At 51.6% G+C, this 21,518-nt stretch carries 21 protein-coding genes; 11 read left to right on the top strand and 10 right to left on the bottom strand.

What is annotated here, in order from left to right; genetic code table 11:
* The first annotated feature begins 8 nt into the window (after nucleotides 1-8).
* The 6 genes from LMS44_RS21205 (at nucleotide 9) to LMS44_RS21180 (ending at nucleotide 6,170) form a co-directional block, all read left to right on the top strand.
* Nucleotides 9-965: a LysR family transcriptional regulator gene (locus LMS44_RS21205; RefSeq protein WP_022521444.1), complete on the top strand. Its 957-nt coding sequence runs from the start codon at nucleotides 9-11 to the stop codon at nucleotides 963-965.
* A gap of 147 nt (nucleotides 966-1,112) precedes the next feature.
* A complete protein-coding gene (locus LMS44_RS21200) occupies nucleotides 1,113-2,396 on the top strand; it encodes a TRAP transporter large permease (protein WP_022521445.1) in 1,284 nt (427 codons plus the stop codon).
* Between the two features lie 49 nt (nucleotides 2,397-2,445).
* Nucleotides 2,446-3,429: a TRAP transporter substrate-binding protein gene (locus LMS44_RS21195; protein WP_022521446.1), complete on the top strand. Its 984-nt coding sequence runs from the start codon at nucleotides 2,446-2,448 to the stop codon at nucleotides 3,427-3,429.
* Between the two features lie 89 nt (nucleotides 3,430-3,518).
* Nucleotides 3,519-4,046 (top strand): TRAP transporter small permease, encoded by a 528-nt coding sequence (locus tag LMS44_RS21190; RefSeq protein WP_022521447.1) that lies wholly within the window; start codon nucleotides 3,519-3,521, stop codon nucleotides 4,044-4,046.
* A gap of 248 nt (nucleotides 4,047-4,294) precedes the next feature.
* A complete protein-coding gene (locus LMS44_RS21185) occupies nucleotides 4,295-5,785 on the top strand; it encodes an amidase (RefSeq protein WP_022521448.1) in 1,491 nt (496 codons plus the stop codon).
* Nucleotides 5,786-5,816: 31 nt separating this feature from the next.
* The gene (locus LMS44_RS21180; RefSeq protein ID WP_022521449.1) at nucleotides 5,817-6,170 is read left to right on the top strand and encodes a RidA family protein; all 354 of its coding nucleotides are present in this window, start codon (nucleotides 5,817-5,819) and stop codon (nucleotides 6,168-6,170) included.
* Between the two features lie 69 nt (nucleotides 6,171-6,239).
* Here the strand turns inward: LMS44_RS21180 and paaK are convergent, their stop codons facing one another.
* From paaK to paaG, 4 genes are all read right to left on the bottom strand, one after another.
* Nucleotides 6,240-7,553 carry a phenylacetate--CoA ligase PaaK gene (paaK, locus tag LMS44_RS21175; protein ID WP_022521450.1) on the bottom strand — a complete coding sequence of 438 codons (1,314 nt, stop codon included), beginning with the start codon at nucleotides 7,551-7,553 and terminating at the stop codon, nucleotides 6,240-6,242.
* Nucleotides 7,554-7,663: 110 nt separating this feature from the next.
* On the bottom strand, nucleotides 7,664-8,131 hold the full coding sequence (gene paaI / locus LMS44_RS21170) for a hydroxyphenylacetyl-CoA thioesterase PaaI (protein WP_278369204.1): 468 nt from the start codon (nucleotides 8,129-8,131) through the stop codon (nucleotides 7,664-7,666).
* Nucleotides 8,124-8,291: a 3-hydroxyacyl-CoA dehydrogenase NAD-binding domain-containing protein gene (locus LMS44_RS21165; protein ID WP_022521452.1), complete on the bottom strand. Its 168-nt coding sequence runs from the start codon at nucleotides 8,289-8,291 to the stop codon at nucleotides 8,124-8,126. Before LMS44_RS21165 ends, paaI begins: the two co-directional genes overlap by 8 nt.
* 1 nt (nucleotide 8,292) lies before the next feature.
* The gene (paaG, locus tag LMS44_RS21160) at nucleotides 8,293-9,084 is read right to left on the bottom strand and encodes a 2-(1,2-epoxy-1,2-dihydrophenyl)acetyl-CoA isomerase PaaG (RefSeq protein WP_022521453.1); all 792 of its coding nucleotides are present in this window, start codon (nucleotides 9,082-9,084) and stop codon (nucleotides 8,293-8,295) included.
* Between the two features lie 585 nt (nucleotides 9,085-9,669).
* Between paaG and paaY the strand changes: the two genes are divergently transcribed.
* Nucleotides 9,670-10,284, top strand: a complete 615-nt coding sequence (gene paaY / locus LMS44_RS21155) for a phenylacetic acid degradation protein PaaY (protein WP_022521454.1) — start codon at nucleotides 9,670-9,672, stop codon at nucleotides 10,282-10,284.
* 49 nt (nucleotides 10,285-10,333) lie between these two features.
* Here the strand turns inward: paaY and paaX are convergent, their stop codons facing one another.
* The 4 genes from paaX to LMS44_RS21135 form a co-directional block, all read right to left on the bottom strand.
* Nucleotides 10,334-11,260, bottom strand: coding sequence for a phenylacetic acid degradation operon negative regulatory protein PaaX (gene paaX, locus LMS44_RS21150; protein WP_022521455.1), 927 nt, complete (start codon nucleotides 11,258-11,260; stop codon nucleotides 10,334-10,336).
* A gap of 434 nt (nucleotides 11,261-11,694) precedes the next feature.
* Nucleotides 11,695-12,108 (bottom strand): nucleoside diphosphate kinase regulator, encoded by a 414-nt coding sequence (rnk, locus tag LMS44_RS21145; RefSeq protein WP_022521456.1) that lies wholly within the window; start codon nucleotides 12,106-12,108, stop codon nucleotides 11,695-11,697.
* A gap of 112 nt (nucleotides 12,109-12,220) precedes the next feature.
* Entirely contained in the window at nucleotides 12,221-13,573 is a 1,353-nt protein-coding gene (gene gdhA / locus LMS44_RS21140; RefSeq protein WP_022521457.1) for an NADP-specific glutamate dehydrogenase, read from the bottom strand.
* A 334-nt stretch (nucleotides 13,574-13,907) separates the two neighbouring features.
* The gene (locus LMS44_RS21135; RefSeq protein ID WP_022521458.1) at nucleotides 13,908-14,384 is read right to left on the bottom strand and encodes an NYN domain-containing protein; all 477 of its coding nucleotides are present in this window, start codon (nucleotides 14,382-14,384) and stop codon (nucleotides 13,908-13,910) included.
* A gap of 289 nt (nucleotides 14,385-14,673) precedes the next feature.
* On the opposite strand from LMS44_RS21135, the gene LMS44_RS21130 reads away from it, so the two are divergent.
* Genes LMS44_RS21130 through LMS44_RS21120 form a run of 3 tightly spaced genes read left to right on the top strand, consistent with a single transcriptional unit; the run spans nucleotide 14,674 to nucleotide 18,208 of the window.
* A complete protein-coding gene (locus LMS44_RS21130) occupies nucleotides 14,674-15,471 on the top strand; it encodes an IclR family transcriptional regulator (RefSeq protein WP_022521459.1) in 798 nt (265 codons plus the stop codon).
* Nucleotides 15,472-15,477: 6 nt separating this feature from the next.
* Complete coding sequence (locus LMS44_RS21125) at nucleotides 15,478-16,767, top strand: NAD(P)/FAD-dependent oxidoreductase (RefSeq protein ID WP_498946369.1); 1,290 nt, start codon at nucleotides 15,478-15,480, stop codon at nucleotides 16,765-16,767.
* Nucleotides 16,768-16,801: 34 nt separating this feature from the next.
* Complete coding sequence (locus LMS44_RS21120; RefSeq protein ID WP_022521461.1) at nucleotides 16,802-18,208, top strand: Na+/H+ antiporter NhaC family protein; 1,407 nt, start codon at nucleotides 16,802-16,804, stop codon at nucleotides 18,206-18,208.
* 211 nt (nucleotides 18,209-18,419) lie between these two features.
* Here the strand turns inward: LMS44_RS21120 and LMS44_RS21115 are convergent, their stop codons facing one another.
* Both LMS44_RS21115 and LMS44_RS21110 read right to left on the bottom strand, forming a co-directional pair.
* Nucleotides 18,420-18,983 (bottom strand): flavin reductase family protein, encoded by a 564-nt coding sequence (locus LMS44_RS21115; protein ID WP_022521462.1) that lies wholly within the window; start codon nucleotides 18,981-18,983, stop codon nucleotides 18,420-18,422.
* A gap of 22 nt (nucleotides 18,984-19,005) precedes the next feature.
* Entirely contained in the window at nucleotides 19,006-19,626 is a 621-nt protein-coding gene (locus tag LMS44_RS21110) for a LysE family translocator (protein ID WP_022521463.1), read from the bottom strand.
* 330 nt (nucleotides 19,627-19,956) lie between these two features.
* Here LMS44_RS21110 and LMS44_RS21105 point away from each other — a divergent pair, with 330 nt between their 5' ends.
* Nucleotides 19,957-21,240, top strand: a complete 1,284-nt coding sequence (locus LMS44_RS21105) for an MFS transporter (protein ID WP_278369211.1) — start codon at nucleotides 19,957-19,959, stop codon at nucleotides 21,238-21,240.
* The last annotated feature ends 278 nt before the right edge of the window (nucleotides 21,241-21,518 follow it).

The following is a 21,518-nucleotide window of genomic DNA, read 5'->3' as shown; positions in this document are numbered from 1 at the left end:
GTAGCTGTATGCTCGAAACACAACAAGATATTAAGAAATTCTTTAAACATGATTTGAAGCTCAGACACCTCCGGATCATTGCCATGCTTGCCCAGTTGGGGCAGGTCAGTCATGTGGCGAAAGCAATGAACGTGACTCAACCGGCGATTTCTAAGCAAATCGGTGAGATTGAGCGTTCCCTGAACAGCCCAATCATTCAAAGGCAAGGTAACCGCGTTGTTTTCACCCCTATCGGCGAAAGGTTGGCAGCCCATGCGACTGAAATCGTACAATTAATTGAAAGGGCTGAATTTGATGTCGATGCTGTCCACCGGGGGTTAGGAGGCCACGTTGTAGTGGGTGTGGTCGCCTCACTTGCACCGACACTGTTGCCAGAGGCCATTAAGCGGCTCAAGGTAATTGCTCCTTCTGCAGTCGTTTCTATCACTGAAGGCCACTTTAATCAGCTATTACCTCTGCTGGAAAATGGCAATCTAGATATCTTGATAGCTCGGGCATGGGAGCCTTTCTTTCGCGAGGGTATCAGTAAAACCTCGATATTAAAGGAACCTATCCTGGTGGTAGCCGGCTCTCAGCACCCGCTTGCGGTGCGAGCAACAATCGAATGGAAAGACGTTGTAGCTTGGCCATGGATTAGCCCCGCAGAAGGGTCATTAGCGAGGCAGGCCGTTGACACATGCCTTGCCAAAGCCGGTTTAGCATTCCCTTCCAGTTATATCGAATCTACATCACTACTGCTCAACTTTGAGCTGATGCGGATCGCTCCGTTCATCAGCCTCATGCCTGAGTGGTTGGCCAGACATCATGCGGGAAAGGGAGATCTAAGTATCCTGCCGTTGCAATTTGATGAAATTCTTTCGGAAGCCTACTGCTATTGGAGAAGCAATTCATCTAATGCAACTAGCAAGCTATTTCAAGAATGCCTGGAGCAGGCAAGCCACCAGTCTCGTTTTACTTCCCATTGAGTCAGAATAAAGTGAAGCGCTCTCTTCGTATTACTGTTTGGTTATGCGAAGAGAGTAATTTGTCATTTGTCTGCCTTCACATCACTGAGTATTCTCAAATAAAGACAAGTATAAGTTCTGTTAGTAGCAACGCCTTCGGAGCCTTGTATGGCCTATGCTATCGTAGCTTTTTGTGTATTCCTGTTTTCGGGTACAGCATTCGCTTATCTAGTAGGTGCCACTGCAGTCATCGCATTTTTGACGACTGGCTATCCGCAATACATAGCGATACTTCCTCAACGTATCTTTGCTCAGTTAGATGTCTTTGCTTTTATGGCTATGCCCTTGTTCATACTCACCGGAGAGCTGATGAATCGTGCTGGTGTGATGGGGTCTCTGATCGATTTTGCTATGGCTCTGCTTGGTCGTTTCAAAGGTGGTCTGGGGCATGTCAATATTATGACGAGCCTATTCTTTTCTGGTATATCAGGTTCCGCGGTGGCCGATTCAGCAGCTGTATCCAACTCTTTGATTCCAGCTATGCGCGAACGTGGTTATCCACCATATTATGCAGGAGCACTAACCGCCGCTTCATCAATGATTGGGCCGATTATTCCGCCTAGCATCATTATGATCATTTACGGAGGGCTAACAGGCACCTCCGTAGCAGCGCTTTTTGTGGCTGGCATTTTGCCTGGTTTGCTACTGGCCTGTTTGCTCTTCGCATTTAATGCCTGGATAGCACATCGAGACGATCATCCCGGTGGTAGCACTATTGATATTCCTCCACTGTTCGCTAGCTTTAAAAGAGCGTGGCCTGCTTTATCTATACCCATCATTATCCTTGGCAGTATCGTCTTTGGGCTTACAACTCCAACTGAAGGCGCAGCACTTGCTGTTATTGCGGCTATATTAGTAGGTTGGTCGATGGGAGGGATGTCTTGGAAAGTGCTCTATTCAGCCGTGGAGGCGACAGCACGTTTAACAGGCTCTATCTTTATTATCATTTGCTCTATCGCAGTACTTAGTTATCTTGCAGGACTGCTGGGTTGGCCTCAATTATTGGCAGGCTGGATAGCCTCAATGGGGCTTGCCGGAAATAATTACCTTTTGTTACTTATTTTTGTGCTTCTTGTTGCCGGTATGTTCATGGACACACCTGTGGCACTCACATTACTCGTACCATTGCTTGTGCCTACAGCGCTGTTACAAGGTTTCAATCCGGTACATCTAGGTATTATGGTTTGCTTCAACCTTTGTATTGGATTGATAACACCTCCTTTTGGGAAATGTTTAATCGTGGTTTCGGGGATTGCGAAAATAAATTACTGGAACCTTGCTAAAGCAACACTACCCTTTATTGGAATACAGTTAGTAATATTGTTGATAATTGCCTTTTTTCCGAATATTAGTCTCTTGCTTCCACGGATATTCGGGTTCAACGTGCTCTAGATTAAAAAATCACAACTTCTATCGATAACAAGCATAATGGAGACACTGTATGAAATTGCTAAAGATTCTCGCAATGGCGTCAGCCCTAATTGCATTTCCTATGTCGGTTCTTGGTAGCGAAATCAAGGTTGCTCTGGATAGTCCAACGGACTTAGAAAGGTCAGGCTCCTATGTTTGGGCACATAATTTTACTGAAGCTCTCAAAGAGCGCGGCTTAAATGCTCGAGAAATACCTCGAGATGCTATGGGGGGAGAGGCAGAAAAACTCGACCAACTTTCAATGGGCCTGCTAGAAGTATCTTTGTCGGACGTAAATTCAGTCGCACGCATCGATCCGTTTATTTTCGGCGTACGTTTGCCTTATCTTTTTGATGGAGTGAGCCACATGGATCGAGCTCTCACTGAAGGTGATGTTCTGTCACGCATCAATGAAAATATTAAGCATGCTGGGGTTCGTTTATTGACGCTCGCACCGCTTGGCCCTCCCTCCGGTATTATCACAACACGCAAGGCTGTCACTCAGCCTGAAGACATGGCCGACCTGCGGATGCGTGCCATCGACGATGTACAAAACGCGCTCTATAGAGCTTGGGGCGGAAGCGGAACAATTGTTGCTTGGGGAGAGGTGGCGGCAGCAATGCAGACAGGTATTGTCGATGGCTATATTAATACTTCACTTGTCCCAATTATGTTTGGACAAACGGACATCATAAGCTATTACACTGATACTAATGTTATGAACGCTTTACGTGCGGTTCTGGTTTCTGACGACTGGTACCAGGGTCTGAGTGAGCAGGAAAGAAGTATTGTCGATGAATCCGTTGGTATTGCTAATCAGGCCAACCGGGCATGGCTTCAAGATATTACACCCAAGGTTTTAAACGAGCTTAGGGAAAATGGTGTGGAAGTAACAACATTGTCGGCAGAATCGCGTGATAGATTTCGTGAGTTATCTCGCTCGGTTTACGATCAGACGGAGCTGACACCCGCACAAGTCGAGACGTGGACTGATCTTGCCGAAAAGACGCGCTAAATCCAGTTGTTAGTTGCCCTATCCAGTTATATTAACCTGGGTGCAGGGGGCTTTTCTAGTGATTATGCTGAGCGTAAGGTGTATACAATATGTGCCGTTCAATAGTTATCCTCAGTGATTGTCTAGATTGGCTTGCTCGCCGAGTATCAGTATTGTGTTTAGTGTTGATGCTGCTATTCGTAGCAATCCAAGTGGTGGCTCGATACGCTTTTAACGCACCGCCATCATGGACAGAAGAAATGGCTCGTTACATGATGGTGTGGGGCGGGCTGCTCGGAGCTACGCTTTCTTTTAAGTCGAAAGATGACCCTGCGCTTTTTCAGGGGGCCATGCACTTTAAGAGCTTTCCATTGAGGCTGTTTTCGGCACTGTTGCGCGGTGTGGCAGTGCTCATCTTTTTTGTTCCTATTATCTATTTCAGTATCTTGGGGTCTGGAATGGATCCGTCACGTGGTTTTATCGCACGTCAGTCACAGATTAGTGCAGATACGTTGGGCTTTCCGATGTCATGGGTGGTGTTATCTGTGCCAATTTGTGCAGCTATTATTTTGGTGCATCTGCTTGCTCGTGCTTGTGAATCGAAAATTAGCAAGGAAGGATCTACTTTCTATCATTAATGATTTTCTATTAATTGTTAAGTGGAATTGTGGTTTTTTTAACTTTCTTACCCATGTTTTAAATGATCGTTGAGATAGTATTTTGATGTCAGTCATGCTGAAAAAGATAAAAGTGACGTTCTATTGATGATTGTTTTATGTATCGTAAAGATTTTTGTCATTGTTAATGATGGTGACTATTGTTTTTAATAAAAACCTGGTTATATCGGGTATTTCTTTTAATAAGTTACATAAAGGAAGGTGTTTGAATGATACCTTGTGATTTGAGTGCTACTCAGGCTCGTCGCCTGCTTTCTTCAAAACAGCTCTCTGTTGTCGAGCTTGCTGAGAGCTGTATCGCCCGAGCGGAAGCTGTGAACCCGGCAGTAAATGCTTTAGTTAGCTATAATCACGACTTAATGCTTACTCAAGCTCGCGATGCTCAAAGGGAAATCGACCAAGGTAAGCCTCTTGGTGTACTGCACGGTCTGCCATTGTGTGTAAAGGATATGGTCGATGTAGTTGGTTTTCCTACAACTTATGGTAGTGAGTTATATGCCGATAATATAGCTACGTCAGATGACCCGATGATCACCCAGCTACGCCAAGCAGGTGTCGTCATTATGGGTAAGACAAATAACCCTGAGTGGAGTGCTGGAGGAAATACTCGAAATGCGGTGTATGGCGTCACTGCGAATCCCTTTGATTTATCTCGTTCTGCAGGTGGTTCATCGGGAGGCTCGGCCGTGGCTGTTGCCTGCGGCATGGCACCTTTGGCGACTGGTTCGGATACCGGCGGTAGCCTGCGAAGCCCAGCGGCATTCAATGGTGTTGTTGGCTTTCGTCCCTCGCCTGGCGTAGTTCCTGGATCGCAGCGTTCATTAGCACTGCTTCCTTTATCTACCAGCGGGCCAATGGCACGGACTGTAGCTGACACCGCACTCATGCTATCAGCCATGATTAGACCTGACCGAAGAGATCCATGGGTATCGGTAGTTGAGGAAAAAAGCCACCATAACCCTGACTCTTACACGCATTTACCCTCTTCTGATCTGAGTAGTGCTAGAGTTGCGGTTACCCATGATTTTGGTTTTGCGATAACAGAGTCGCTTATTGCTGAAACCTTCCTTGATAAATTACATCGGTTCGGTCATGTATTTGCTTCCTTAGAGCACACCCACCCGGATTGCCATGGTGCAGATAGGGCTTTTTCAGTTTTAAGAGGATTGTTGTTTTCCGGCCATCATCGTGAGTTGGTTAGAAACCATCCAAGTAAGGTGGGCCCGAATATCAAGGCCAATGTTAAAGAGGGGGCTTCATTCTCTGCGTTAGATGTCGTGGAGGCCATGAATTTGCAGACCCAAATATACCGGCGCTGGCAAACATTTTTCGAACGGCATGATTTTATTATTGCGCCGACTACGACTATTAGTCCACGAAACTGGCATGAGCTTTACCCCAGTGAGATAGACGGAAAACCGATGGAAAGCTATTACCATTGGCTTTCAATGGCTTATGCGTCGACGTTGGTTGGCCACCCATCTATTACGTTACCTGCCGGACGGGATCTAAATGGTCTTCCTTTTGGTTTGCAGATCATTGGCCGCCGTGGCGAAGACCTGGCTACGCTTGCTTTTGCTCAGGAACTAGAAGCCTTGTTCAATACTATTCCAGAGCTCTCACGTCCTCAGGTCGATACTAAATCGCTTTGCAATGCCCAGCCACTGAGCTTCTCTGAAGGCTTCCTCGGCTTCGGTTAATTGATTTTCAATAAGTATCAGGAGATACGCTATGAACATGCCATTTTCTAAGTTTCGCGAAGTTAATGATCTGGTCATGCTTTCCGGAGAAGTTCCTTTAGATGAAGAAGGAAGAATTCCGGAGGGAATTGTTGCGCAAACTGATCTAGTAATGAAGCGCATTTCTTCAACACTGGCCCAGAGTGGTCTGGGGTTAAGTGAGATTGTATCAGTCACTGCCTATCTCACTGATAAAAGTGATTTTGAGCTTTTCAACAGTACTTATAAGAACTATTTTTCTGCGCCTTTGCCGGTTCGCACTACTGTATGTTGTGAGCTTTTTATCGATGCTAAGGTAGAGCTAACAGTGGTGGCCGCTCGTTCACTTTCAGCTTCACAAGCCTAAAGCTTAAAAGCCATGAATAATAAGTATTCGGGGGCTGATATCATTGCTCTAGGCTCTGTCTGAAAAGAGTTAACGCACGTCTTTGACCCGCTTGGCCTTACCCATCGAACGCATAACACTCTCTACCGGGCACACCTCGACCTGGGTGCTGATACCAATGTGCGTCTTGATGGCATGCTGGAGCTGTTTCGCGGCTTCTTCACAAGCCACGGGGTCGCGGGCGATGTCATGATGATTCGCCTCTACACGAACAAGCACCATGTCCATATTGCCTTGGCGGCTGACTTCGATCTCGTAGTGGGGAGAAAGCGATGCGATCTTGAGCAGTTGCTCTTCGATCTGGGTGGGGAACACATTCACCCCGCGAATGATCAGCATGTCGTCGCTGCGGCCAGTGATCTTGTCGATGCGTCGCATGGGGCGCGCGGTGCCCGGCAGCAAACGGGTCAGGTCACGGGTGCGGTAGCGAATCACCGGTAGGCCTTCTTTGGTCAAGGTGGTGAACACCAGCTCGCCGTATTCGCCGTCTGGCAGGACGTCACCACTGACCGGGTCGATGATCTCGGGGTAGAAATGATCTTCCCAGATGGTCGGGCCATCTTTGGTTTCCAGGCACTCCATGCCTACGCCCGGGCCCATTACCTCAGAGAGACCGTAAATATCGAGGGCGTCGATGCCCAGGCGCTGCTCTAAGGCTGTGCGCATGCTGTCGGTCCAAGGTTCGGCGCCGAAGATGCCAGTACGCAAGGGCAGCGTATGCGGGTCGATGCCTTGGCGCTCCATTTCGTCCGCGATGTTGAGCATATACGAGGGGGTGACCATGATGATGTCCGGCTCGAAATCACGGATCAACTGAACCTGTTTCTCGGTCTGGCCGCCCGACATGGGAATCACCGCGCAACCCAGGCGCTCGGCGCCGTAATGCGCGCCCAGCCCACCGGTGAACAGGCCGTAACCGTAGGCCACATGCACCTTGTCGTTGCGGCTGCCGCCGGCGGCGCGGATCGAGCGCGCCATCACATCAGACCACACATCAATATCGCTCTGGGTGTAGCCCACCACCGTCGGTTGCCCGGTGGTACCGCTGGAGGCATGGATGCGAACGATCTCGCTCATCGGCGTGGCCAACATGCCGAACGGGTAGTTGTCGCGCAAATCGGCCTTGGTGGTAAAAGGCAGTTTGGCGAGATCCGCCAGTGTCTGGATATCGTCGGGATGCACCCCAGCCTTGGCGAAAGACTGGCGGTAGAAGGGCACATTGTCGTAGGCGTGCTTCAGGCTCCACTTCAGGCGCTTGACCTGAGTGTCGCGCAGCTCGTCGACGCTGGCGGTTTCCAGGGGATCGAGAGTCGCGGTGTTGATACGCGTTGCGGGCTGATTCATCAGGGGGCTCCGATCAAGCTAGTTGTTATTGGACTAATTTCTAAATGCGCCATGGGCGATGAAATGGCTTTAGTAATGGGCTTATAAGCGCTCAATGATCAGCGCCTCTTTCATTGGTTATCTCCAGCGGCGGTGTCTTCCAGGCGGCGTACGCTGCCGCGAATTTTGTAGGAACGCCCGCGGAACAAGGCAACGGTATCGCCGTGCTGATTGCGCAACGTAATGTCGTAAATGCCGGTACGCCCGCGGCGGCTGCGCTCTTCGGCGGTGGCGGTGATCTCGTCGCCCAGCTGGCCGGGGCCGAGATAGTCGATACTGCAACCGGAAGCTACTGTGGCTTTGTCGTAGCTGTTGCAGGCAAACGCGAAGGCTGAGTCAGCCAGGGCAAACAGAAATCCGCCATGGCAGTTGCCGTGCCCCTGCACCATGTCCTGACGCACGGTCATGGTCAGTTCGGCGAAGCCGGGAGCCACGCGAGTAATGCGCATCCCCAGCCCTTGGCTGGCATGGTCGCGGGAAAACATTGCCTCGGCGCAGGCTTCCGCCAGTTGCTGCGGGGTCAGTTGGGAATCATGCATGGAAGCTTTCCTCGTATAGGGCTTCGAGCCGAGCAAACACCTGACGCTTGGCCCCAAGGTTCTCGACGATAGCCTCGATAACCAAACGGCTATCGGTCAAGGCATTAATGGCGCCTGTGCTGATGATGCTAATAGTGGCGGTAGAGAGAATGGCTGGCATATCACTCTCCCTTGAAGGTGGGGCGACGTTTTTCCATAAAAGCGCTAACGCCTTCGCGGTAATCTTCGCTGCGCCCAGCAAGGCGCTGAAGGTCGCGTTCCAGGTCGAGCTGTTCGTTGAAACTGTTATCGCTGCTGGCATGCAGGGCGCGCTTAATCAGCGCTAGGCCATGGGTTGGTTGAGTGGCCAGGTGGCGAGCCATGCTCATGGCTTCTTCTTGAAGCGCCTCATCGTCGACGCAGCGCCAGATCATGCCCCACTGTTCGGCGGTCTCGGCGGGGAGCTTGTCGCCCAGCATCGCCAGGCCCTTGGCGCGAGCCATGCCCACTAAATTAGGCAATGTCCAGGTACCGCCAGAGTCTGGAATCAAACCGATCTTACAGAAGGCCTGAATAAAGCTTGCCGAGCGCGCGGCCAATACGATGTCGCAGGCCAGGGCGATGTTGGCGCCGGCACCTGCGGCCACGCCGTTCACCGCACAAATGGTCGGGAACGGCATGTCTTTAAGGGCGCGCAGCATGGGGTTGTAACGTTTCTCAAGCGACTCGCCGAGGTCGGGGGCTTCTGCGCCGGGCGCGACGCTACGGTCGGAAAGATCCTGGCCGGCGCAGAAGCCTCGACCGCTGCCGGTCAGCAGCAAAGCGCGAACGCTTGAGTCTTGGCGCACGGCTTTTAGCACCTTGCGCATCTCGGCATGCATTTCGGTATTGAAGCTGTTCAAGCTTTCGGGGCGGTTCAGCGTGATGCAGGCGACGCCGTCTTTCACGCTGTAAAGCAGGGGCGCTTGGCTCATGGGTAATGTCCTTGTGTCAGTGCCCTTGAAAAGTGGCAGGTCGTTTTTATTGGAAGGCGCATGCCCTTTTCGCGGTCGGCGGTGCCCGCCAGTGACCGTTCGGCCTGTGATCCACAGGATGAATCTCTGCCGAGTATAGATTTATTTTGATACACATCAATATTATATGGGTGATTATAATGTGTCGCTTGTTGGTGTTGTTGGTAGTTTGTTATTTATTAACAATAACTTGTGTGACTTTTTTGCGAATATAAGATAATTGTTAGACGATGGTATAAAAAACCAAGGTCGTCTAAAAAACTGACTTACAGCAGGGTGCGTCGAGTTTTTAGATAGCGGTGTGCCCATTCTTCAGTAGACGGCGACAGGTAAAGTGTTTGATCTTTTGTTACGTAAAATATAATCTTAGTTGGTATTGCGTATCAAGATAGATTGAGCGCAGGAGCGCCCCATGACGCAATCAGCGCAGCAAAGGCGCGATAACCCTAGGTGGCTACACAACTGATGGGGTAGGGGCCGAACAGTTCGAAGAGCGGGCGGTGGGGGCAACACCCCACACGGCCAACCAAGCTAACGGAGAACGTTATGCCTTACTATCGACTTGAAGGGGTGACGCCAGTGGTTCACCCGACGGCTTATGTCCACCCAACGGCAGTGTTGATCGGGGATGTGATCGTGGGCCCCAACTGTTATGTAGGCCCTGGCGCGGTGATGCGCGGCGATTTCGGCCGTCTTGTGCTGGAAGAGGGATCCAACCTTCAGGATACCTGTGTTATGCACGGCTTTCCTGGCTGCGTCACCAAAGTTGAGAAGGATGGCCATATCGGCCATGGCGCGGTACTGCATGGGTGCGTGATTGGGCGTGATGCCATGGTGGGTATGAACGCCGTGGTGATGGATGGCGCCAACATTGCTGAGAGGTCTATCGTTGCGGCAGCAGCGTTCGTTAAGGCGGGCTTCGAGTGTGAGCCCCAGTCGCTGGTGATGGGGGCACCCGCAAAGGTTAAGCGCGCGCTGAGTGATGAAGAGTTCGCCTGGAAACAGCAGGGTACCCAGGAGTATCAGCGCTTAGTGGGCCGTTGTCGGGACAGCCTGGAGCCCTGTGAGCCGCTGGCAGAACTCGATGCTGATCGTCCAACCTTGCTGGCTGGTGATACTCAACCCAAGCAGCAGACGCTGGATCAGTCGCCACAGCCATAAGGTGCGTTATGCCCGATGTGACGGCTGATTAAGCAGTCTCGTTAGGCGTTCAATCCAGCCCGCCGAAGCGCTGGTAGAAGCTGGGGCCAGGGGCGGGTAGTGGGCCCTCGGCGGTTTCCAGATGTTGATCCAACCAGCGTTCTGCACGTTCGTAGAGCAAACGATAAAGGTTGCGGCAGAGCTGATGGGCGTAGCGTCCTTCCCACGCCGTGGGGAGTAGTTCTTCAGGCAGGAGGGGGTCGCGTAATTGAACCTTGCGATACTCGTGAATAAGCAAAGTTCGGGCAATGAAGCACTCTTCTTGGCCCAAATGGTTCTCTGTGTTGAGCGCGTTCCAAAGGGGGCGAAACTTAACCAGAAAACGTTGGTAGAGCTCGGCTAATTCGTCGAGGTTCCAGCTCTCTCTGACCTGGAGACGCAGCGGCTTACTGGTCATGGGCTCCATGGTCTGCGTTTGCATTACAATCGTATCGTCTGCTGCATCTAGTTCTTGCAAAGCCGCCATGGTCTCTGCACATGACAGCGTGGGATGCGCCAGCACACCCTGAGCAAAACTACCAAAGCCTAGCCATTCGAGCTCGTCACGAATCTGCTGGCGCCGGTCTGGGGGAAGCTGTGTCAGCAATACCAATGTCCACTGTCCCGACCAAGCTGGCTGGGTGCCGTGATAGACACGCTTGAAGGCTTGTTCGAAACGACGCCGACCAGGGCCACTCAACCGATAGTAGCTGCGACGACCAATCTTCTCTCCCCGTAGCCAGGTTTCATTGGTCAGCCGGTAAACCGATGTACGCACCAGCCGCTCATTGATACCGATGGGCTCCACCAGTTTCGATAGACTGCCTAACCACACAGTGCCGCCCCGCGGAACGATAGAGTCGCCATAGACGGTAATAATCAATGAACCGGCGCGAATTGGCCGACGCTTCTGGAAGTCATCAATAAGCGTAGCGACGCAGTCTTTAGCTGACGACATGGTGAAAGTTGATTCCCTTTGCGGTGAGGTTGTCGCTAAAAACGACAGAAAATATGACGAATACAAAAGATTATCGTATCACGTTTTTTTGTCGTTTGGCCTGAGACGATCCTCTCTTGATAGGAAGTCGCTGTGTCCACTTCCTGGCGTAATGGCGTCTATGAGCGCTGTAATGCTTTGCCAATTCAGGTTTTAAGGTAACCGTCCAATGTGTACATTATCACTGGAAGAATTGTGAAAAGTACCATGGCTATGACTAATAGCAGGGACGGTGTGTTTAATGCGATAAAGAGCCGCTTAGTTATAGTCTTCCGAAGGGGGTATGTGAAAGCTGAGGGTGCCCTGAATAGACCCTCTTTATGTGGATTAAGTGGGCGAAGAAAATAGCTGACTTAATCATGAGCTAGCGGAGCCAGCTCACTCTTTATCGCGACTTATCGGTGGAATTGCTTTTCGCGTTCGGGCTGCCAATAAATAGCATCGATGCGGAGCCGTGCTTCGGTATTGTTGGGTAACGGCCATTCGATGATGTCGCCCACTTTAAGGCCGATCAATGCAGCACCAATAGGTGCCATGACCGAAATGCCGTCCGCAACGCTTTCCAGGGAGTGCGGATAGACCAAGGTGCGAATCATCTTAAGCCCGCGGGTGAGGTCGGTGAAGCGAACCTGGCTATTCATGCTGACCACGTCATCTGGAATATCCTCGGGATCGCAGACTTCACCTCGTGCTAGCTCTTCCTCAAGTAGCTGAGCCACGGCCATGTCTTTCTCGGATGCATTGTCGATCAAGCGCTGGAGGCGTTCGGCATCAAGACGGTTAATAATAATAGCAGGACGTTGTCCCATGATTACTCTCCTTAGAAAGCAATAAGTTTAAACCAATAAAAAACAGCCCTTCCCCAATAAAGGAAGGACTGCGTGCTTTTTATAGTATAAGCGATTTATAAAATAAAGACGATCAGGTGACCCCTTGTTCAATCATAGCATCAGCCACCTTTCTGAAACCTGCAATATTGGCGCCTAGTACCAAATTGGTTTTATCACCAAACTCTTCGGCTGTATCGGCGCACTGGCGGTGAATATTGGCCATAATCTGTTTTAATTTTTGGTCGACTTTCTCCAGTGGCCACTGCTCCATGCTGCTATTTTGTGCCATTTCTAACTGACTGGTAGCAACGCCACCTGCATTGGCCGCCTTGCCGGGCCCATAGGCAATTTTAGCGTCTAGAAAAAGGTCGACGGCCTCTTTGGTAGAAGGCATGTTGGCCCCTTCACTGATACACGTTATGCCATTAGCGAGCAGAATCTCCGCATCGCTTTCGGTCAGCTCATTCTGCGTCGCGCAGGGGAACGCAACATCGGCTTGAATACGCCATACGGCATTCCCGCCCTGAGGGTAGTCACGGGCAGAAATGTAGTGCGCGTCAGGGTGCTCATGTAAGTAGGCTTCTAAAGAGGTGCGCTGCACTTCTTTGAGCTGTTTGAGTAAGCCTAAATCAATACCGTTTTCATCGTGAATGGTGCCACGTGAATCGCTGCAGGTGACTGGTTTAGCACCCAGTTCGTATAGCTTCTCAATGGTATAGATGGCTACATTGCCAGCGCCGGAAACTAGGCAGGTCTTATCGCGCAGCTCTTCTCCCCGGGCAGCCAGCATGTTTTGTGCAAAGTACACTGCACCGTAGCCGGTAGCCTCTTTACGGCCTAGCGAGCCTCCCCAATTAAGCCCCTTACCTGTTAGCACGCCCTCATAGTGGCCAGTGAGTCGTTTGTACTGGCCAAAGAGATAGCCAATTTCACGCGTACCGACGCCGATATCGCCTGCAGGTACATCGCAGTGAGGACCAATATGGCGGTAGAGCTCGCTCATAAACGCCTGACAAAAGCGCATGATCTCGTTATCTGATTTTCCTTTGGGGTCAAAATCGGCGCCGCCTTTACCGCCGCCGATTGGCAAACCGGTTAACGCATTTTTGAAAATTTGCTCAAAGCCGAGAAATTTGATGGTGCCCGAGGTAACGCTGGGATGGAATCGTAAGCCACCCTTGTAAGGGCCAAGGGCAGAGTTGAACTGAACGCGATAGCCTTTGTTGACCCGCACTTTCCCAGCATCATCTACCCAGCTTATCCGGAACATGATTTGTCGTTCGGGCTCGACTATTCGCTCAATAATGCTGTGGTGATGATAGTAATCACTTTGCTCAAGTAGCGGGCGCAGGCATTCGAGCACTTCTTCAGTGGCTTGATAAAATTCTGACTGTGCAGGGCTGCTTTTATTAAGGCGTGTCAGCGTATCGTGAACGTAGGGCATCGGAGCATATCATCATAGTTATTCAACAGAGTATTGGCTGGCCAGAGCGTTAGAATATTTAACTGGCAGCATGCTTCTGTGCATAGCCTATGCCGGTTCGGTATGGGCAAATATGATGGGGGGTTTAGACTAAAGTATGCGTTTGAAAGGTTCGCCTCGCTTATTTTCCACAATCTAATAAACGATGGATAAACGTTTTGAATTGGTTGATATTTTTGTATAGCGTCTAGATAGATGTGCTACCGGCCGGAAACCTGGTCAATCCCCATTTCTTCGCGGCAGCCTTCTATCGAAATAGCTATCAACAGCAGCGTAGACTCTTTTCGAACTATAATTAATTTAATAGAAGCGCTTTATCTATCGCTATAAACTCACTGGCCGCATTTATTAGCGATGCTGCCGTCAGTTGGGGAACGCCATAAACTTCGACTTTTTTGCCATGCTTAGCACGGATTTTTTGGACTAGTAGATCAAAATCACCATCGCCGGATACCAGCACGATCACATCTGCCTGTTCTGCGTACTCCATGGCGTCAAGCGCGATGCCTACATCCCAATCGCCTTTTGCGGAACCGTCTGACCGCTGAATAAAAGGCTTTAACTTCACCTCAAAACCAATCGCCCTGAGTATATTTTGAAACTCTCGCTGCTTTTGGTCACCTCGATCGATGGCATAGCAAACAGCTTTAATAACCTCTCTGTTAGCGGTTACTCGTGCCCAGAATTTGTTGTAATCAAAGTTTTTGCCATATGCTTCGCGCACGGTGTAATAGACGTTTTGAATATCAACAAATACGGCAACGGTGGTCATCAATTCGCCTTTTCAGGAACATATTAGAAGAAGCCGGGTTAGCTAACACCAGTCTAACACTCAGCCGGTTGTCGCCCTTCATCCGTTGGGCGCAAGGCTATAGAAGATCATTTTTGTACAATTATCGGTAGCTTTTGTATGAGTTTTTGATTTTGAATGTCGTCATATGTTGACCTATGCCAACCTCTACCTCGTATGCGCTAATGCGGCTTTGTCTCATTTAGTGAGATGAACTCGTGAATTTGTCTTGTTATGTTTTAGCTCACATAGACAAATAACGATAAACATAATGCCGGTAAATGAAAGCATCACCTCATCAGGCCCTACCACTCTCGTTCATGCCATGCAGATATTGCAGGTTACTGCACGTGGCGGCCACCGGGGTGCAAGTGTAGACGATTATCTGAATGAATTGAGTTTCAGCCGTCCTACTCTCTATCGGTTGTTAAAAGGTCTCAAGCAGCAGGGATTTTTACGATCTTCTCCCATTCGTGGGCGTTACCTGCTGGGTTATGAGCTGCTGGTGCTTGGCGCCCAAGCGGGAAATGGTGCTGGGTTGCGTGATTTGGCCCGGCCAAGGTTGCTGACACTCGCGCAGCGCTGGGGAGACAGCTTCTATCTGTTCGCTCGCGATGGCGTCAATGCCGTTTGCCTGGAAGTGCAGAACGGCGCTTATCCCGTGGGCAGCTTCGTTAGGGCGACGGGTGGACGTTTGCCGCTAGGCGTTGGCCAAGCGTCGATTGCCTTACTTGCCTACCTGGGGGCTGATGAGCGAAGCGAAATACTCAACCATAACGCTGAGCGACTGATAGACGAATACTCGATTGCCATCGCTGACATCGAAGCCGAAATTGCCCATCAACTGAAACATGGTTACGCCCGTGGAGTAGAAGGTTCTTTACTTCCGGAATACAGCGGCCTGGCCATTCCTATCCTCGATCATAGCGGTCACCCCCTGGGTGCCATGAGTTGTTCGATGCTCAAATCGCGTATGACGAAGCGCCATAAGCTGGACGTACTCCAAGGCATGCAGGAAGAAGTGGCTGCCATGGTCAATCAGGCCCATGGCCTGCTGTATCTGGATTAACTCTCTATGCCACACACTACGCACCCAAGCCATCAACGCCCTTGCGGCTGGAACGCTTGGCTAACCGAGCGCCAGCCGCGCCCCGCCTTAAGTGGTCAATCTGAGGCAGATGTCGTCATCATCGGGGCTGGTTATACCGGTTTTGCGGCAGCCTCGGCCTGGCAGCAGGCGCGCCCTGAAGACCGCATCAAAATCCTCGAAGCTGACCAGGTAGGTGAAGGGAGTCCAGGGCGTAACTCCGGCTTTATGCTGGAAATTGCTCTAGCCAACGATGCTCGCCCCGAAGAGCTTGAGCGCATGGAGAAGCTGAACGCGTTAAGCCGACAAACCATGGCGTTACTGCGCGAGCGTGTCGAACGCCTAGGCATTGACTGCCAACTCGAGCGTAGCGGCACCTATCGCGCTGCCCGTAGCACGATAGGCCAACGTGCCTTGAGCCAGTATGAGGAGTTTCTGAAAGCTGCCGGTCTGTCTTGCCAGACCTTGAACGGCAGCCAACTCGCTGAGCGAATCGGTACGCGCTACTACACACAGGGTATTTATTCACCGGACTGCTATCTCGTCCAGCCTGCAGCATTGATTGTTGGTTTGGCAGATTCATTGGAAGCCGGCATCGAGCTGCATGAGCACTCGCCCGCGACTCAAATAGTGCCTGATGGCAAGAAGTGGCGTGTGACTACACCCGAAGGCGAAGTAACGGCTGGACAGGTAATCCTGGCCAATAACGCTTTTTCTAGGGCCTTGGGTGCAGACCCTTCGCGGCTAACCGCTATTTATACCTATGCCGCCATTACCGATCCTTTACCGCAGCCCGAGCGCCAACGCATCGCCGAGACGACCTGGGGGCTGCTACCTGCACACCGCTTAGGCTGTACGCTGCGCACCACCGCTGACGGACGTTTGATGATCCGCTCACGTTACAGCTATGAACGCGAAGCCGATAACGCCCGTATCGAGGCCGAACTGAAAGTGAGCCTTGAGGCCCGCTACCCCGAACTTACCCCAGTGCGCTTCGACAAGGTTTGGGGAGGTACCACCGGGCTGACTCATAACGGCGCACCGCTCTGGGGCGCGATCCAGCCCGGGTTATATGTATCAGCGGGATGCAATGGCGGCGGTATCGTCAAGGGTACCTTCCTGGGTGATGCTTTAGCTCGCTACGCGCTCGGCCAACCGGTTGAGGATATTGCATCTTTATTCGGCAAAGCGAGCTGGATGCCGCCCGATCCTGTACGTCGGTTGGGTTTCTACCTGACCAGTGAAATGGAGCGCCGTAAGGCAAAAAACGAAACCTGACTCCACCCACCACTATAAAAAAAGAGAGATGACAATGGATCCTCAAGATCATATCGGGCTGCTGTCCGTCATGCCGGCGGCATTGGCCATCGTGCTGGCATTTGTCACCCGTAATACGGTTTTCTCGCTGGCTGTTGCTTGTTTCGTTGGGGTGATTACCCTGGGCAATGGATTGATGGGGTTTCCGACGCTGCTCAAGGAAACCCTGGGCACCACCAGCTTCTCCTGGATACTGCTGTTGGAGCTATTCATTGGCACGGTGATCGCTTTTTTCCAGCGCACCGGGGCGATTCAGAACTTTACCGCCTGGGTGGAACGCCGTGCCTTATCGCGGGTGCGGGTTCAATTGGTTGCCTGGGTGATGGGCATGTTCGTTTTTTTCAGCGACTACTTCAGCCCTCTGTTTGTCGGCAGTACTATGCGTGGACTGACGGATCGTTACCGGGTCTCGCGGGAAAAGCTGGCGTATATCGCTGACTCCACCTCGGCCCCGGTGAGTGTAATGGTGCCTATCACTGGCTGGGCAGTGTTTATCTCCGGTTTGTTGATCGGCATGGGCCCCATCGAAAATGCTGCCCAGGCGATGGGGGTATTTCTGCATGCCATACCTTTCAATCTCTATGCATGGCTATCGGTGTTGGTGGTCGGGCTGGTGATCGTGGGCGTCATTCCGCTCTTCGGGCCGATGCGTGAAGCTGAGCGTCGGGCTCAGGAAGAGGGCAAAGTGCTACGCGATGGGGCAGAACCGCTGGTGGGTGAGGAACTGACGGAAATTCCGCCTTATGAAGGAGCACGTACCAGCCTGTTTTGGAATTTTTTCGCCCCGGTGCTGGTAGTGATCGGCGTTGCGGTGGGCACCTTTATCGTGATGGACTCGGCCAAGACCATGGAGGCATTTCTGGCGGCTTCCGTGTTTCTCGGTATCGTTATGCGCCTTCAGGGCATTCCCTTCAACGACATTATGAAAACCTCGATGGCAGGGATGAAGGGAGTAATGCCAGCCATTATCATTCTGGCGTTAGCCTACTCGTTGAATCAACTTTCCAAAGACATGGGCACGGCCAACTATATCGTCGAAGCCACCGCTGGCTGGCTAACACCTGCTTTGCTTCCGGCCATGACGTTCCTTATTGCCGCCGTTATCGCTTTTTCCACCGGCACTTCATGGGGCACTTTCGCTATCATGATGCCACTCGCCGTGCCGCTCGCCTTTAACTTTAGCGGCGATATGGTTACACCGCTGGTGTATGCCACAGTGGCCGCTGTGGCGGGGGGCGGTGTCTTTGGGGATCACTGCTCACCCTTATCGGATACCTCTGTGCTCGCCTCGACCGGGGCCGCCTCTGATCATATCGACCATATCAAAACGCAAATTCCCTTCGCGCTAGCCGTCGCCTTGCTTTCCCTGGCTATGTACCTGTTGCTCGGCCTTACCCTGTAACGCTCTCCGCCCTGCGATAACAGAGAGAGGCCGTTGTCGTAGGGCTAACACCAATTTGATACTACCCTGCCGGGCGGCGCATCACGGTCATCAATATCCTTGGTCTGTCTACTGGTACGCAGCTGGATGCTATGGCAGCAAGTTAGTAAGTCGACCTTAGCTGGCTAAATTAATAGAAAGGGAGTGGCGAAAGCCTCAATGGCAGTTCTATTTAAATAAGCATTGATGGCTTAAACAGTTCCGTACGGTCGATGGATCGACCCGACAGCATGAACTCTCCCATCCCCCGGTAGTGCAGCGATTCTTCCTCATCTGCCGAAGGCGCTGCATGGGCTTTAACGACCTCAAAAACAAACAGGTTGTAGCGTTCAATCATGGCGTCATCGTGCAAGCGGCACTCGAAAGACGCATAGCACTCCTCTATCCGGGGCGCTCCGACCTTTTCTGACTTGCCTGGGGTTAGCTCAAACGCTTTGAACTTGTCGATCTCGCTTCCTGAACAGTTACCGATACCCACGACCTTATCGACAAGTGATGCCGAAGGAATATTGATCACGCATTCACCGCTGTTGCACACCAGCGCATGGGAGTGATTCCCGGCATCAATAACGCAGCCTAGGAGTGAGGGGGAGAACGCCATGACCATGTGCCACCCCATGGTCATGATGTTGGTTTGTTGTTGCCATTGTGATGACACCAGCACAATCGGGCCAGGTTCAAGAAAGTGCCTGACGTTGGAAACAGGAAAGTCCTTCTTTGCTATCGGGTGTGGCATAAATAACCTCCGATTAGATTAGCTAGGCAGTCGGACGGCGCATTAAGGTCATCAATACCCCAGCGCCAATCAAACTACCGGCGCCGCAGCGGTGTAAGAGGCGGCGAAACTTGGCGGTCATCAGCTGTCGGCTAGTGGTCGACAACAGTGTGTAGCCGAGATCTGAGATGACACCTATCACAAGAAACGTAGCAAACAGAATCGCCAGCTGGGGCGCCAGAGGTTGGGTTTGGTTAATAAACTGCGGCATGAATGCCATGAAGAATAGAATGCTTTTGGGGTTTAGCAGCGTCACCCAGAATGCTTTTGCGGTGCTTTGCTGAACGTTCACCCCAGAGGCTTCCAGGTCATTCAATTGGCCGGATTCACGCCACATCTTGATGCCTAGATAAAGCAGATAGAGAACCCCTAGCCATTTAACCATGGCGAATAGCTCCGCCGATGCCATCAGCAACGCGCCTACGCCGGCAAACGAAAGTGACATCGCCACCAGGTCACCCAAGAAAAAGCCAGGCAACATCGCCAGAGCAGCTTTGCGGCCTTGATTGATACCGGTCACTATCAGTAGAGCAACGGCGGGGCCGGGGGATGCGATGAACAAAAACGAAGCCAACACAAACGATAGCCAAAGCTCAATCGACATAGCGTTAATCTGCCTGTTGTTGAATTATTAACTTTATCTCGCCGTATAGTTGTAAGCCCTGGAGCGCCGCGTGGCAATTATGTTCAGTGGTCATTCTCTCACCTATGTGAGTGAGGGAAGATATGGCTGGTAGTCCTTGGTGGAGGCTTCCGTAAGCCTGAAAGCGGACATTCAACAAAGGCTGCCTGCTTAACTCCACTTATCGTTCTGATGATCACTGGAGATTACCCGCTACCTGTTCAAAATCTGCATTGCTCATCGCGGAAGTTGCGAAGACAATGCTCATAGCGACCTTGTATACATGCAGCCAATGGCAGTGGAGGACTCCGCATGAAAGCGTTGTCGAACATGGGGTTTGCCCTATTTGGAGCTGCGCTGGTGGCGATCAGTTACGGGCTTGCACGTTTTGCCTTTGGTCTGTTTGTACCTTCTATCAGTGCCGAGCTTTCGCTGACGTCTTACTTGGTCGGCATTATCGGGGCGCTGCCGTTTATTAGCTTTGTGCTTTCCACACTGGTCGCGCCGCTTGCCGCTGATCGGCTCGGTGCGCGCAACTTAGCCATTCTCTCTGGGTCTTTCGGTGTTGGCGGTTTAGCATTGATCAGCCAGTCGTCAGACGCGCTATCGCTTGGTATTGGTGTGTTTATCTGCGGGATCTGCACTGGTTTAATGATGCCCGCGCTGGCCGCTGCGATGCAGGCGCTGGTGAGCCGTGCAATGCATGGGCGCGTCAGCTCGATTATGAATGCCGGTACTAGCATCGGTATTATCGTGGCGGTACCGACCGTTGTGTTCTTGTCGGATGCATGGCGACTGACCTACACGATATTTGCTGCTCTTACCGCTATGGGGGTCGTGGCGGCATGGTACTTCATCCCTTCAGTGTCACGGGTCATTCCAGCCAACGCTGCACCACCACCGCCCATCACTAGGTCGCAATGGTCGCGCCTCATTCGGCTTACGATTTTTGCCTTCGCAATGGGCTTTGTATCTGCGCCGTACTGGCTTTTTGCTCCCGATCTGGCGGTTACCCTTGGCGCGCTCTCTCCAGGGCACACCGGTTGGCTATGGTTCGCGGTAGGTATCGCCGGGCTCGGCGGTGCCGTGATAAGTGATTTGGCCGACCGTAATAATCCACCCATCACCCAGGCGTTGATGTTGATGATGCTGTCTTCAAGCTTGGCGTTGCTGGCCGCTAGCCCTAGCCAATTAGCGCTGGCGATATTTTCCGCGATGGTTTTCGGTCTCGCTTACATGAGCTTAACGGGGCTGTACCTGATGACCGGCATCCGACTGCTGCCTGGGCGGTTATCGATGGGGCCGGTATTACCCTTTATGGCCTGCGCGCTTGGGCAGGCGGTGGGCTCGCCGGTGATTGGTGTGCTGGTCGACAGGCTTGGGTATGCGGATGCGTTTTCGATCTTTTCGGTGGTCGGCATCCTGGTCGCGGTGCTATCACCGCTTTATCCGGGCCATATCGACTATTTGACAGAAGAAGAGCCGCAACCGACAGAGGTTGAAGATACTGGCCTTCAGGCCGCTTACGATCATCAACTGCTGGATGAAAACGGTGACCCCATCAAACCTGTTGCTGAAGATGCCGAGGCCCCTTAGCTGAGTAAGCTACTAGCCAGCTTAGGCGCTTGGCGAGAGGCTGCATTGCATTATCCTCCGTGACCTTACAAAGGTTTCGGAAACGACCTCCAGTGTTGCATTTGCGACGGAGAGCCAAGTTCGCGCAATCGTTTTGTCGCTATCCGCCCTATTCGTGCCAATATACGACCAAAGAGCAATGCCACCCCTGAACTAGTGAGTATTCACGCTAGTAAAGGGAAACTAAAAGACGCCAGCGACGCCTACATACTAATAAGAAAAAAAAAGATGATTAAAAG

Source organism: Halomonas profundus (genome assembly GCF_020865425.1).
Taxonomy (GTDB): Bacteria; Pseudomonadota; Gammaproteobacteria; order Pseudomonadales; family Halomonadaceae; genus Vreelandella; species Vreelandella titanicae.
This window is presented reverse-complemented; position numbering and strand designations above follow the sequence as displayed.

Excerpts from the sequence above, each read along its gene's own strand:
- LMS44_RS21205 (WP_022521444.1), top strand. The coding sequence starts at position 9 with ATGCTCGAAACACAACAAGATATTAAGAAATTCTTTAAACATGATTTG.
- LMS44_RS21200 (WP_022521445.1), top strand. The coding sequence starts at position 1,113 with ATGGCCTATGCTATCGTAGCTTTTTGTGTATTCCTGTTTTCGGGTACA.
- LMS44_RS21195 (WP_022521446.1), top strand. The coding sequence starts at position 2,446 with ATGAAATTGCTAAAGATTCTCGCAATGGCGTCAGCCCTAATTGCATTT.
- LMS44_RS21190 (WP_022521447.1), top strand. The coding sequence starts at position 3,519 with ATGTGCCGTTCAATAGTTATCCTCAGTGATTGTCTAGATTGGCTTGCT.
- LMS44_RS21185 (WP_022521448.1), top strand. The coding sequence starts at position 4,295 with ATGATACCTTGTGATTTGAGTGCTACTCAGGCTCGTCGCCTGCTTTCT.
- LMS44_RS21180 (WP_022521449.1), top strand. The coding sequence starts at position 5,817 with ATGAACATGCCATTTTCTAAGTTTCGCGAAGTTAATGATCTGGTCATG.
- paaK (WP_022521450.1), bottom strand. The coding sequence starts at position 7,553 with ATGAATCAGCCCGCAACGCGTATCAACACCGCGACTCTCGATCCCCTG.
- paaI (WP_278369204.1), bottom strand. The coding sequence starts at position 8,131 with ATGCATGATTCCCAACTGACCCCGCAGCAACTGGCGGAAGCCTGCGCC.
- LMS44_RS21165 (WP_022521452.1), bottom strand. The coding sequence starts at position 8,291 with ATGCCAGCCATTCTCTCTACCGCCACTATTAGCATCATCAGCACAGGC.
- paaG (WP_022521453.1), bottom strand. The coding sequence starts at position 9,084 with ATGAGCCAAGCGCCCCTGCTTTACAGCGTGAAAGACGGCGTCGCCTGC.
- paaY (WP_022521454.1), top strand. The coding sequence starts at position 9,670 with ATGCCTTACTATCGACTTGAAGGGGTGACGCCAGTGGTTCACCCGACG.
- paaX (WP_022521455.1), bottom strand. The coding sequence starts at position 11,260 with ATGTCGTCAGCTAAAGACTGCGTCGCTACGCTTATTGATGACTTCCAG.
- rnk (WP_022521456.1), bottom strand. The coding sequence starts at position 12,108 with ATGGGACAACGTCCTGCTATTATTATTAACCGTCTTGATGCCGAACGC.
- gdhA (WP_022521457.1), bottom strand. The coding sequence starts at position 13,573 with ATGCCCTACGTTCACGATACGCTGACACGCCTTAATAAAAGCAGCCCT.
- LMS44_RS21135 (WP_022521458.1), bottom strand. The coding sequence starts at position 14,384 with ATGACCACCGTTGCCGTATTTGTTGATATTCAAAACGTCTATTACACC.
- LMS44_RS21130 (WP_022521459.1), top strand. The coding sequence starts at position 14,674 with ATGCCGGTAAATGAAAGCATCACCTCATCAGGCCCTACCACTCTCGTT.
- LMS44_RS21125 (WP_498946369.1), top strand. The coding sequence starts at position 15,478 with ATGCCACACACTACGCACCCAAGCCATCAACGCCCTTGCGGCTGGAAC.
- LMS44_RS21120 (WP_022521461.1), top strand. The coding sequence starts at position 16,802 with ATGGATCCTCAAGATCATATCGGGCTGCTGTCCGTCATGCCGGCGGCA.
- LMS44_RS21115 (WP_022521462.1), bottom strand. The coding sequence starts at position 18,983 with ATGCCACACCCGATAGCAAAGAAGGACTTTCCTGTTTCCAACGTCAGG.
- LMS44_RS21110 (WP_022521463.1), bottom strand. The coding sequence starts at position 19,626 with ATGTCGATTGAGCTTTGGCTATCGTTTGTGTTGGCTTCGTTTTTGTTC.
- LMS44_RS21105 (WP_278369211.1), top strand. The coding sequence starts at position 19,957 with ATGAAAGCGTTGTCGAACATGGGGTTTGCCCTATTTGGAGCTGCGCTG.